Origin of the sequence: Gottfriedia acidiceleris, assembly GCF_004138285.1 — a bacterium.
In the GTDB taxonomy this organism is placed as follows: domain Bacteria; phylum Bacillota; class Bacilli; order Bacillales; family Bacillaceae_G; genus Gottfriedia; species Gottfriedia acidiceleris_A.
Window position 1 is genome coordinate 47806 of the sequence record NZ_SCFN01000018.1, and the last position, 13133, is coordinate 60938.

Genomic DNA, 13133 nt, shown 5'->3' on the forward strand with positions numbered 1-13133 from the left:
AGGGACAGACCCATTATAAAAAAAGATAAAGATCTAAGACCTACTTTAAAATAAACAATTTATGTAAGACATCATTTCTACTTCCTTATGTTTTGTTGAAAAATCTCCCCTTTCGAATTTCCTTCCCAATTCCATAAAAGAACTTTATCGATTTTAAATCCCGTAAAAATTTTCAACTATACAAATCTAATATTCTATCGATTTGGATTGGGAACTTTAATCATATTGTAGTTGTGCTTGCATTCACTGTAAATTGGGGGAATTTTTTATCCTTATTTTACAAAAATAGACCTTTTTCTCTTTGTTATTTAGCGAAATATGAAGAAAAAAACAGAATTATAAGAAGTAATCTGTAAGTATTTTATTAAGATAAGTAAATTAGGTATTAGAGATTGGGGTTATCAGTCATTAAGACCTATAAAATATTCTTATTATTTTAATAAAATGGATTATTTAAATATGAATAAAGTATAGAAATCTCCATAATACCTTCTAATAAAAAAAATCGACGAAATAGTCGATCTTGTTCAACCAGTGTATGAGTTTTCCAGTTAGATGAATAAGGAATTAAAAATTATACTTTTTAGGATCCAATCTGTTTACTCAGGGTAAACTTTGATTAATATATCCTCAAACACATCGAACATATGAAATGACGAATGTAAAAAACTCCTCATCAAGGCAAGGAGTTTTTTCTTCATTGATTTCGTTCTAGAAAATCTTTAACCCCTTCGAAATGATTCTTCATTTTTCCATCGATTTTCTCGAGGATATAATGACCGTCTTTTGCAAAAGAACTACTTGGTGTTTGATGTGGATCAATCGAAGCAATATAGTGATCCGAACTGATATTCATTGATGATAAATTGTGAATGAGTTGCACAACATCGTAATGCACCCAATCGATTGCATGGTAGTAAGCTTTCCCTATGATCATGTATTCTGAGTACAGGAAAAGTTTACTCGTTGGAATAAGTAATCCTATTACTCCTACTCCTAACCCGACAAGTATCACTTTCTTTCCTATTTCTTTGGCCAAATGAGCGAACATCAATCTTGAATCAGCAAACGATCGTCCATTTTTCGTTGCCTCTTGAAGGGGTTTGTGATGACCCTCGATCAATAATTTTTGTTCATATGGATAATACGTTGCAAATCGTTTCATCATGCTGCATCCTCTCTCCTCATACACTATTCATTATCAAGTGTCCGTCTATAAAACGATATGAGACAACTGGTAAAGTATTCTAACAAATGGATGTACAATGCAGTATAAACAAAAAAAAGAACAATCAGAAAAAATTCACGAAACAAATAAGAGTACACATTTGGATATAAATTAATTATCTTAAACTATCGCAACCTAATTTTAATACGAAAAAACGTCCCTACTTCTAGTAGGAACGCGTAATTTTGGAACGATCAACTAAAATTTATTAGAAGATGTATTTTTTAGGTCCTTATGATAGATAACATTTCATTTCATATTTCAATCTAATTTCTCTCTAAACGATCAGCTTTTTTAAAAGCTTGAAAGACAATAAAAATCATAAATAAAATAGGTATATAAACATAAAGAAAGCTAGAAGTGATGTATGTCATGAAAGTCCCTATTTTCTCCATATCCAATTTACTTTTCACACTAATAACCATGAAATGAACAATAATTATTGAGAACCATAAAGACTTCCTAGATTTAAATTTAAACGATTCTTTTAAAATTCGAAACGCTCCCCACAATACCATACAGCAAGGAGGAAGAATGACTAAGAGCCATAAAAAAATATATACATATTCAAATCTTTCTATAAAAGGATAGCGAATAATTTTTGACATCATTAGGGTTGGCCAAGTTATATGTTTAAGTTGTCCATGACTAAAATAGGCAAATGAAACGAATGTAATAAATAAGTATAAAATGGTTGTATACGCTTGTGAAATGTGTGCCCATTTTTGAGATTTTTGATTATTTTTAATAAACGGAAAGTAAATAAGCAAAAATTCAGGTCCAGAGTACATCAGGATACAATTCTTTGCTGAAACATAATAGTCACTTATACTATGATTAAAAACTGGTAATAAATTCGTCCAATAAGCATATTTCAATGGAAAGTAAAATGTAAACAATAATATAGAAGGGATTATTACTCCCCAAAAACATATTCCGGTAATAACTCTAAATCCTCCTATGACCAAATAAGTGATAACAAAAAGCATAATAAGTGATAAAAGCCAAATTGGAAAATACGGAAAAACCCAAGTAATAAGAACAGCTATATAGGACCTAATTATGGTTGTAATTACTAAAAGCAAGTAGACATAAAGAAAGATATTTAAAGCATTACCGATCCATTTCCCAAATAATTGTTGATGTAAAGAAATTATATCTCCATTATTTGATTTCTTTAACAAGTAATACATTAACCAAATAATGATATGTAAAGAGATACCAACTACTAAAACCGAAACCCATGCATCTTGTTCGGCTCCTTTTACTATTTTATTTTGAAAATTCAACAAGCCAACACCTGTTTGGGTACTGTGAATAAGAAATAATAAAAAAAATGGAGATACTGTCAAACTTTCTTTTAATTGTTTACTCATAGACGATCTCCTTCACTTTTTACTCGCCAATCCCAGATTGAGATAATACAACTTTTACATTCACATCAAAGTCAACAGCTGGATAAACCTTTCCATAAAACTCCTTTTCGTTCCATTTTTTTGAATGTGCTCTTGCTAAATCACCTATACCTAAAGGATCGACTTGATGTTTTTGAAAGGTTAATAATAGTTTTTCAAAATCTTCTTTCATCTGTTTTTCCAATTGATTGTTTAAAAATAAATTATTTTTTCTTTTCATTAAATCTAGCCATTCAGGATAATCTTTTACCATCCCATTTAGAGTAATATCAAATTTCGCTTTCGTTTTTGTTTTATTGGTTTTAATTAATTTTTTTTCGTTCCCATTTAAAATCGTTAATATTGCAGAATCAATGTTCTGTCCCTTCTGTATAGAAATTTCTGTTTGTCCTCTAATTACTCTCCCTCTTAATATTTTATACAGTAAGCTTTCTTTTTGATTTAAAACAAGTGCAAGTTTGTCCTTCTTAAATACAGCTAGCCCTTTTACCTCAATATTCTCTTTTTGATTTATCTTAATATAAGGTATTGAAGCATCTCGACCTTCTCCATAGTAATCAAATAAAAAACTATGAAAAGTTGGAAGTGGTACAAATTGATTCCTAAAATTTTGTTCAATCAATTTATAGATATAGTTGCTGTCTTTCTCTTTGTTTTTCATTAATAATTCTCCTGCTGGTTCTTCTGAAACAGCCAATATTGCATTACTTCCAATCAATGGATCCCTACAAACCGCCTTAACAAAATAAGACACCCCATTTTCAGCTAGTTCTTTTCCAAAGATTAGAAGATTCAACTTTCCAATTTCGATTGGTTTTGGAGATTGTTCATTTAGAGCTTGTTTAATTAATAGTGATTTCTTCCCAGTACCTTGTAAAATAGTGCTCCCTTTGTTTCCTACTTCGGTATAATCAGAATAAAGTGCCGTTCCAACAAAATGATTATCAACCTTGTCAAAACCGTATACTGATAGAATTTGTATTTCATCAATAATTTTTTGCCGTGGAAAAGAGCAACCTGATAGTAACAACAATAGTAGAAAAGTAGCACAAAAAGAGCAAATATTTTTTCTATTTATTTTATTCATTATCATTATTACGATCATCCTTAACTTGATTTGGATTATATCTTTTTAGTGAAAGAGGTCTTAAAAATCGACTTCGAGTCGTTGTAAACTGATATGATGACCGAATAAAACTATCGCTAAAGCTTTTTATTCTAAAAGGATACAAAGGAACCATATATGGATTTCCCAAGGATTTAAGCTTTAATAAATGCCCTAATAGAAGAACAAATCCTATTATTATTCCAAAACCGCCCATAAATGCTGCAAGTAAAATTAGTGGAAACCTCAATAGTCGAATTGCATTTGACATTTTAAATATAGGTGTTGTGAAAGAAGCAAGTGCAGACAGTGATACAATGATCAGTAAAATATTGCTTGTTAGTGCAGCTTGGACAGATGCCTGTCCGATTACAATACCACCAACAATACCCAGTGTTTGTCCAATTTTTGTAGGTAAGCGAGCTCCTGCCTCTCTCAATAATTCAATAGTAGTTTCCAAAAAAATAGCTTCCCATATCGGGGGAAATGGAACATGAGCTCTTGAACTAATTAGGGGTTGCAATAAATCATCAGGTAAAACTTCATAATGAAATGTTAATATTGCTACATATATTGGTGTAGCAAACAATGAGAAAATAACACTCATTATACGAATGATTCGAAAAAACGATCCTAGTACCCAATTTAGATAATAATCTTCAGGAGAAATGAAAAAATCCAGTATAGTAGTTGGTCCTGTAATAATGTAAGGCGATCCATTCGATAAGATAGCAACTTGGCCATTAACCATTGCATATACAACCCTATCAGTCCGTTCAGTAGATAAAAAAATAGGAAAAGGCGTATTTGAGTTATCTGAAATAATTTGATCAATTAGGGAATTATCAAAAATAACGTCGAAATCGATGTTTTTCAAACGTTGACGAACAGTTTGCACATATTCTGGATTCGTAATTCCATCCAAATATGCAATAACTACTTCTGTTTTAGACATTGAACCTATTTTGATTTCCTCAAAAACTAACTCAGGTACAGCTATATGTTTTCGAAGTAGATGTAGGTTAGTACTTAGGTTTTCAACAAACCCAACCTTTGGACCAATAACACTAAATTCATTTTCTGTATCATTATTCTCGCGATAACCAAGTTTTGTATTTTCTACGTTTATCGTCAAAAAGCGCTTAAAATACTTGAATTCAAGAATAACATACCCTTTTATTAATCTTTTTTCGATATCTAGTGGGTTATTTGTAAATTCAACATCCTCAAACGGAATCAACTTCTTCACATCATTAATCGTACTAATTTTATTAATATTCTCTTGTAATGACGTAAGTAGAAGGTTATTTATTTTATCTGCATCTACCATACTTTTATAGTAACTAATGGTTATATCCTGTTCTTCAGAAAATGAAAATTGATGGAAATCGCTCGATTTAGCAGCCTGTTGAAATATGGATGTTATTGACTTCGTTTCTTTCTCGGACTTTTCACTATTTAAATTTCGTTCAATAGATTTTAAACGCATTTAGACCACCCAATAGGTTGAATTATTTTGATTTTACTTTGAGTTCTCATATATGTGAGGGATTACCAAATATAAGAATAAAGAGAAGATATTTCCTTTTGATACGTAAAAAATACGGAAAGTGATCGCCCTCAGTTGGTAAATTGTTTTCTAATAAATAGTTGGTCACCTTAAAAAGTGACATTATTTCGTTTACTTATTTCAGTATTAAATATAGTCTGCCTAAAATTTCCATCTAATCTCCTACTTTATTTTTTCGTTCTTACTAATTTATATACAATAAAAGTATTCAATTTAAAATTTTAATTAATTCTCTAATACATCCTTCCAATGCTTTAAACTGTGAATTTTATCTATAAAAACAGTTCTTCTGGTCAACTAATTACTTCACTAGTACATTAAGATTTTTGTATTTATATACTTATATGTGTCCCCTTTGGTAAATCAGCCTGAATTACAAAGAATTGCAGTTATTCTTTACTGTTCCCTGCTTATCATTAATCTTCAATAAATCTATACACTGAGTTTACTAGGTTTTAATATTCAGATGATATGATGAGTTTAACTTCAAATGAGGGGGCAGAATAAATGAATATACGTGCATTTTTTATAGATATGGACGGTACACTTCTAACAGAATCAAACTACATTTCTCGCCGTAATAAGGAAGCCATTTATAAGCTCATTAATCAGAGAGTCATGGTATTTCTAGCAACTGGTCGACACTATGAAGTAACCGCTCCATACCATAAAGAAATAGGATTACAAACTCCGATGATCTGTTTGAACGGTGCCGCCATTCATGATGGAGGGACAGGAAGAATGATGCAAATGGAAACAGTCAGAGTGAACGAAGAACTACTCCATCATCTGACTGCTGAAAACCCTTGTAATGTTATTATCCATACAGCTAATGGACTTTACTGTAAGGAAACAAATGAAGAAATTGATTATTGGACAAAAGTTGGGCAAATTCCACCACGATACATTGGTGACTTAAGACTGGCTAATTATAATGATGTTCTTAAATATAGTGTTCGAACAGGTGAACAAAATACTGAAATATCCGCTTTGTTTAAAAAGGAAGCTGAAGTCATAGATTGGAATGACGGTTTTGAAATGGTTGCTCCAAATGTTTCAAAATGGTCTGCTATCAAAAACATACTTCGTGCATATCGAATTAATCCAAATGAAGCCGTAGCTATAGGAGATGGACCAAATGATATTGAAATGCTTCGTCATGTTGGTACTGGTGTGGCTATGGGGAACGCTAGCGAAAAAGTTAAAGCGGTATCTGATTTTGTAACTGGACATCATGAAAATGATGGATTAGCTGAATTTATAGAACGTTATCTTCTTAAATCAAAAGAAACATTTGCGATTTAATGTTTTTTTAATAAAAAATGCAATTCAAACAAGTTCAGTGAATAGGAGTAAATCCTAAATCAGAACAAAGGCTCGGAAAAAAAATCTGGACCTTTTTGCTTTGGTTTAGAATTTTATTCAATTGGTATCTTCTAAACTTCAATTTGTCCTCAAAAGTGAAATTAATTGACCATAAACACTGTATAGTTTGTATTTCCGCTCTTGATTCATTACTTATTCCATGCCTTTCCTTGATGTTCATTCAAATGGTTTTACCTCGGTAACTTGATTGATCGAGGCGTCGTCTGGGTCTAGATCAGCAAAATGGCGCTGACTAAGTCAGCACCCTATGCGACTGCCCGTCGCACAAAAAGCTGCATACCTTCAACTAAAGCATGCGTTAATTGCATAAGATTCATTAATTTAATGATTATAAACTTCTTTGAATAATTGTGTTGGAATACTTTATAATTTCCACTAGCTTCATACACCCGAAACGAAGAAAAAATGTTTTTCATTTCTTCCAAAAAGACCAGCTACTTAAAGTAATTCGTCAACTTTAATTAAATCTCATATTTATGAAATTCTGTTTCCATATAAAAAATTCGGATGATTCACGTAATTACCTTTACTTTTCTTTTAGTACCTGTGTATCTTCTATGAATAAAATTAGCAATTAATCGAGCTAATAGATTAAATAATAGGACCATAACGATCAAAACTGCAGCCGACTTTGCAGCAATTTCTTGAGCGTCTGGGACAATACCTTCAGAATTCAGTTTCCAAATATGAACTGCTAATGTTTCTGCAGGCCGAAAAATATTTAATGGATTCATTTGACTATTAATTGGAGCAACCGAATTTAAAACTGGAGTTGTTAATCCTGCAGTATAGATTAACGCTGCTGCTTCTCCAAATATTCTGCCTGCTGATAGAATAATCCCAGTGACGAGTTGTGGAATTGCTGTAGGAATACTAATTTTAACAATTGTTTGCCATTTTGTAGCCCCTAAACCAAAACTACCTTCTTTAATATTTTTCGGAACATCTAGTAGTGCAGTTTCTGATACACGGGTAAGACTTGGTAGATTTAATATTGTAATTGCGAGTGAACCTCCAATTAAAGAATACCCCCAACCAGTCATTGTAACAAATACAAGTAAACCGAATAATCCAACTACAATAGATGGTAAAGAAGCTAAAGTTTCTATACAAAGTCTTACAAAGCTTAGAAATTTCCCTGGCTTTGCATATTCTGCCAAATAAATTCCTGATCCTAATCCTAGAGGTATAGAAATCACCAATGTTAATACTAAAATATAAAATGAATTAAATAATTGTGGGCCAATGCCACCCCCGGCTTGTGTATTACTTGGTCTTCCAAATAAAAAATTTGGGTCCCAAAATCCCCATCCTTTTGAAATTATTTCCCATAGTAGATAAATAAGTAGTAAAACAATAATTAATGAAACGATATAGAGAATGATTGTCCATAATTTATCAATACTTCGAGCATTCATTATGCTTGTTCCCCCTATCTTTTACCGATGAATCGAATAATTAATATAAAGAAAAATGAAATGAGTAGTAAAATCATTGCCAATGACCATAATGCATTGTTCCATGAGGTTCCATTCATCGTATTAGCCATATCCATTGTTAATATACCAGTTAATGTGACAGTGGGATCAAAAATGCTTTTAGGAAATTGAAGTGTATTACCAATAACCATCTGTACTGCTAAAGCTTCGCCAAAAGCTCTAGCTAAACCAAGTACTACACCAGTTAATACATTAGTGGTCGCAGCAGGAACAATAGCCTTACTAATTGCTTGCCATCGAGTAGAACCTAATCCATAAGAAGCCTCTAAATAATCTTTCGGAACTGCTCTAATCGCATCTGATGCTATACTTGCAATTGTTGGAAGAATCATGATACTCAATACAATTATTCCTGCGATTAAACTAAAACCAACTCCACCAATTTGATTACGAATAATCGGGACTAGAATTGTTACTCCCAGAAATCCGTAGACAACTGAAGGGATACCTACTAATATTTCTAAAACAGGTTTTAATATTTTATCTCCAAAAATCGGTGAAATATAATTCATAAAAATAGCTAATGCGATTGCAATTGGTGCTGCAATAATGACTGCCCCAATTGATACTACGATTGAACCAGTAATAAATTTTAATGCTCCAAACCTAGGATTTTGTGCGTCATTTGGGCTCCAATCAGGAGAAAATAGCATTTCAAATAATGAAATATTACTCTGAGTAAATGATTGTATTCCTTTACCTACAATAAAAATAATAATCAAAATCGTGGTAAGTACCATTAAAATACCGCAAAAGGTTACTAATGTTCTTCCTAAGTATTCATTTGCAAAGTAATTTTTTTTTTCTGATTTTCATAAATAACTCCTAATAATAATTTAAGTGCTAATAAAGGGTGCCTAATCAAACTTAATTTGAAATAGAACACCCTTTAGGGTTAGATCATTATTTTAAATTACCCATTTTAGACATCGGTACATAACCCATTTCTTCAACTTTCACTGCAAAATCATCGCCTTTAACAAAATCTATATAACTTTTTCCAGGGTCTTTTAAATCACCTTTTGTAATCATGTACTCATATGAGTAAAATGGATATTTTCCATTTGTTATATTATCAATTGAAGAATCATTTCCATCAATTTGAACAATTGTTAAAGCATTCTTTTTATCTCCAACCAGATATGAATTTGCTAAATAAGAAATCGTCCCCGGAGTACTATTAATTGCTTGTTCTACAGCTCCATTTGAATCTTGAACTGTACCCACTGAATCGTTTATTTTCACACCACTCATAACTGTTTTTTCGAAAGCTGCTCTTGTCCCAGAAGCAGCTGGACGATTTATCACATTTATTTTCTCGTCCTTACCTCCAACATCTTTCCAATTAGTGATTGCCCCTGAGAAGATATCTTGAATTTGTTTTAACGTTAATGAAGTAACAGTAACATCTTTATTAATAACAATTGAATAACCGATACCTGCAACTTTTGTTTCAACTAAATCCTTTGCAAGTGCTGGGTCACTAAGTTTTTCAGATGCTGGTACATCAGAATTCCCAATTTGAACCGCTCCTGATGTTACTTGGTTTACTCCAGTTCCACTACCACCACCTTGAATAGTAATCGAGACACTTGGATTATTACTCATGAATTCTGTAGCAGCTTCTTCAGCTAATGGCTGTAACGCAGTTGAACCAGCCGCTGTAATCGTACCACTTAATTTTCCCCCACCAGTTTGATTCTTTTTATTCATATTTTTTTGTGTGTTACAACCTACTAAAATGACTGCTACTAAAAAAAATGCAAATATCAGTTTAATATTACGTTTCATCATATACCTCCAAAGTAAAATTAATTAGCCTTCAAACTATTGCAATTTAAAATTACAAAAATAGTTTCTGCCAAATAAAAACTGCTATACAATGTAGATTCATTCTCTCTATATTCACTTTTATTTTTCATAATTTTTATAGTCTCATTTTTATTGGTTTAAGAAATAATGTTTACCTTTTACAAGATAATAAATATTCTCAGCAATATTTGTTGCATAGTCTGCAATTCTTTCTAGATATCTGCAAATAAAAGCCATCTGCATTAAATTTGTAACGTGATCAGGTGAATCGGCAATGCTATTCATTAAAAATTGAACTGTTGCTCCATATAAATCATCTACTTGATCATCTATTTCGCCAATTTCTTTAGCCGCATATAAATCCTCCGTGCGATACGCATCCACTGCTTTAGAAAGCATATCAATTCCTAATTCATGCATTTTTTCAATATTTTCTAATGGTAAATTTTCCTGTCGATCAAGTATCCTAATTGTCGATTTTGCAATATTTACAGCGTAATCGGCAACTCGTTCAAGGTCATGTGAAATTTTTATAGCTGTTAAATTTCTTCTTAAGTCTACAGCTACAGGTTGCTGTCTAGTAATTATTACAACAATTAATTCATTTATCTCTTCTTCTAGTTTATTTATACGATCATCTTCATCAATTACTTCTAAAGCTTTTTCAATATCTTCAGCTCGAAATGCATCCATACTTTTAATTACAGCTTTTTTTGTTTTCTCAGCTAATTCGATGATTAATTCTTGTAAGGTTCTTAAATCTTCTTCAAATTTATGTCTCATCAATGATCACCTCTTGAGCCTTCCATTAACCGAAACGTCCAGTGATATAATCCTCTGTACGTTTATCTTTTGGTGTAGAAAATAATTTATTCGTATCAGAGTATTCAACTACTTCACCACTAAGGAAAAACGCAGTTCGATCAGATACACGAGCAGCTTGTTGCATATTGTGAGTAACGATTATAATACTGAATTCTTTTTTCAAATTATGAATAAGCTCTTCTACTTTTAAGGTAGATATAGGATCTAAAGCAGATGTGGGCTCATCCATTAAAATAACGTCTGGTTCAATTGCTAAACATCGTGCTATACATAGTCGTTGTTGTTGACCTCCTGAAAGACCGAAAGCATTTTCATGTATACGATCCTTCACCTCTTCCCAAATCGCAGCGCCTTTTAAACTTTTCTCAACTATTTGATTTAGCTCTTTTTTATCTTTAATACCTTGAATTTTTGGTCCATAAGCTACATTTTCCCAAATCGATTTAGGAAAGACGTTTGGTTTTTGAAATACCATACCAACAGAGGTTCGTAATTCTTCAACGGGATAATTTTTATCAAAAATATTTTTATCACGATATAAAATACTACCCTCAGTTCTAACAGTTGGTACTAATTCAACCATTCTATTTAAAGTTTTTAAATAGGTGGATTTACCACAACCACTAGGTCCGATGATTGCTGTCACTTCATTTTCATAAATACTTAAATTGATATCTTTTAACGCTTTATCTTGACCATACCAAAGAGATAAATTCTGTGTATCATAAACAATTAATTTTTTTAAATCAGGCTGTTCTTCAATCGTATATTTTATATCGTGTTTTTCTTTAATCATTGTATTAGTCATTTATTTCGATACCCTTCCATTTTGAGTTTAATTACTATTCTTAATCCAACAATTAATTTTCAAATCGCCTCCAGTCATTAAATCCACCTTATTTTTATGTTTATTAACTTCATATTTAGTTCTTACTTAAAGCGTCAATTCTACATACCTTTAAATCTTAGTTAGATTCCCCTATTAACGAAGTATCATACTAGTCAGAATTGTAAAGAAAAACTCACTCTACTAGTTGTTACAGGCAGCACAAAAAGGCAGCTCTATATTCGATCAAGCTGCCAATTTCATTATAAAAAAACAAAAATAGCAATGCTCGTTCTATTCAAGAATTGCATTGCTATTTTATATATTTTTATAACTTATGGTCCACCCAAAGGTTTGCCAGTACATAATGTTCAAATACGAGGTATCTGCATCGTGATCAAGGACGAATCTCTTTCAGCTTTAATCCTCTTCGGGAACTAGTAGGGTAATTATTTCTACTTCCTTCGCGTCAAACGGATGAATCATTCTAGAATTATGATGTTAACAAAAAGAGGGATTAATTTCCCTCCCTTTAGTACATTTCAATTTATTACGTTTATTCATACTTTTTCAACACATTCAGTGAATTATGGCCTAAAAAGCCAAAGGAATTGGATATTACAACAGTTTGTAATCGGCAAAAGTATACATTAATATTTAATTGAATTAAGGTTTGTATTTTCAGAAAAAATTTGAACAGCTGAGCTAGTACCAATTCTTGTTGCCCCTGCTTCAACCATAGCTTTTATATCCTTAATGCTGCGAACACCACCAGACGCTTTTACTCCTACAGATTCTCCAACAGTTTCTCTCATTAGGGCAACATCTTTAAGTGTTGCTCCATGTAAAGAGAAGCCAGTCGATGTCTTTACATAGTCAGCCCCTGCTTTTACTGATAATTCACATGCTAATTGAATCTCTTGCTCTGTTAAAAGACATGCCTCAATTATCACTTTAACTAATGCTGTTCCATTCGCAGCTTCTACTACTGCGTTAATATCTTTTTCGACTAAATCATAATTTTCACTTTTTAAAGCACCTATATTTATGACCATATCTACTTCTGTAGCCCCATTTTCAATTGCATTTTTAGTTTCAAATACTTTTGTTTCGATTGTATTAGCACCTAATGGAAATCCGATAACAGTACATACATTAACATCAGATTGTCTCACAAGTTTTGAGGCTAATTTTACCCAAGTAGGATTTACAACTACTGAAGCAAATCCGAATTCCATCGCTTCATTACATAACTTAATAATGGCTACATCATCAGTCTCTGGCGATAATAATGTGTGATCAATAATATTTGTATATTCCATGTTTTACTCCACCTTATCAATTATTTTTTGTTTAACTCTGTGCTGATTCCACTGAATCTGCCATACTTTTGAAAATTTATATCTACTTAGTTTATTTAGCAAGTGTAAAAGTGAAAGATAATTGTGAATCATTTCACTCGATAAA

General features: G+C 31.8%; 10 protein-coding genes and 1 pseudogene. 1 reads left to right on the top strand and 10 read right to left on the bottom strand.

The annotated features are described in order from the left end of the window. Positions 1-697: 697 nt before the first annotated feature. The 4 genes from EP747_RS19450 to EP747_RS19465 all read right to left on the bottom strand — a co-directional run bounded on the left by EP747_RS19450 (position 698) and on the right by EP747_RS19465 (position 5237). Complete coding sequence (locus EP747_RS19450) at positions 698-1168, bottom strand: hypothetical protein (RefSeq protein WP_129691729.1); 471 nt, start codon at positions 1166-1168, stop codon at positions 698-700. A 326-nt stretch (positions 1169-1494) separates the two neighbouring features. After that, the gene (locus tag EP747_RS19455; protein ID WP_129691730.1) at positions 1495-2604 is read right to left on the bottom strand and encodes a GerAB/ArcD/ProY family transporter; all 1110 of its coding nucleotides are present in this window, start codon (positions 2602-2604) and stop codon (positions 1495-1497) included. 19 nt (positions 2605-2623) lie between these two features. Continuing rightward, positions 2624-3736: a Ger(x)C family spore germination protein gene (locus EP747_RS19460; RefSeq protein WP_165347163.1), complete on the bottom strand. Its 1113-nt coding sequence runs from the start codon at positions 3734-3736 to the stop codon at positions 2624-2626. After that, on the bottom strand, positions 3723-5237 hold the full coding sequence (locus EP747_RS19465; RefSeq protein WP_129691732.1) for a spore germination protein: 1515 nt from the start codon (positions 5235-5237) through the stop codon (positions 3723-3725). The genes EP747_RS19460 and EP747_RS19465 overlap by 14 nt, the downstream gene beginning before the upstream one ends. Positions 5238-5825: 588 nt before the next feature. Between EP747_RS19465 and EP747_RS19470 the strand changes: the two genes are divergently transcribed. Next, the gene (locus EP747_RS19470; protein WP_129691733.1) at positions 5826-6623 is read left to right on the top strand and encodes an HAD family hydrolase; all 798 of its coding nucleotides are present in this window, start codon (positions 5826-5828) and stop codon (positions 6621-6623) included. Between the two features lie 593 nt (positions 6624-7216). Here the strand turns inward: EP747_RS19470 and pstA are convergent. The 6 genes and pseudogenes from pstA to deoC form a co-directional block, all read right to left on the bottom strand. Next, on the bottom strand, positions 7217-8122 hold the full coding sequence (pstA, locus tag EP747_RS19475) for a phosphate ABC transporter permease PstA (RefSeq protein WP_129691734.1): 906 nt from the start codon (positions 8120-8122) through the stop codon (positions 7217-7219). A 14-nt stretch (positions 8123-8136) separates the two neighbouring features. Further along, positions 8137-9000 (bottom strand): annotated as a pseudogene (gene pstC / locus EP747_RS19480) (phosphate ABC transporter permease subunit PstC); the annotation flags it as partial. Positions 9001-9106: 106 nt separating this feature from the next. Next, a complete protein-coding gene (locus EP747_RS19485; protein WP_129691736.1) occupies positions 9107-9997 on the bottom strand; it encodes a phosphate ABC transporter substrate-binding protein PstS family protein in 891 nt (296 codons plus the stop codon). Between the two features lie 147 nt (positions 9998-10144). After that, positions 10145-10801: a phosphate signaling complex protein PhoU gene (phoU, locus tag EP747_RS19490; protein ID WP_129691737.1), complete on the bottom strand. Its 657-nt coding sequence runs from the start codon at positions 10799-10801 to the stop codon at positions 10145-10147. A 22-nt stretch (positions 10802-10823) separates the two neighbouring features. Then, the gene (gene pstB / locus EP747_RS19495; protein WP_205753852.1) at positions 10824-11636 is read right to left on the bottom strand and encodes a phosphate ABC transporter ATP-binding protein PstB; all 813 of its coding nucleotides are present in this window, start codon (positions 11634-11636) and stop codon (positions 10824-10826) included. 680 nt (positions 11637-12316) lie between these two features. After that, on the bottom strand, positions 12317-12988 hold the full coding sequence (gene deoC / locus EP747_RS19500) for a deoxyribose-phosphate aldolase (protein ID WP_129691739.1): 672 nt from the start codon (positions 12986-12988) through the stop codon (positions 12317-12319). Positions 12989-13133: the final 145 nt, after the last annotated feature.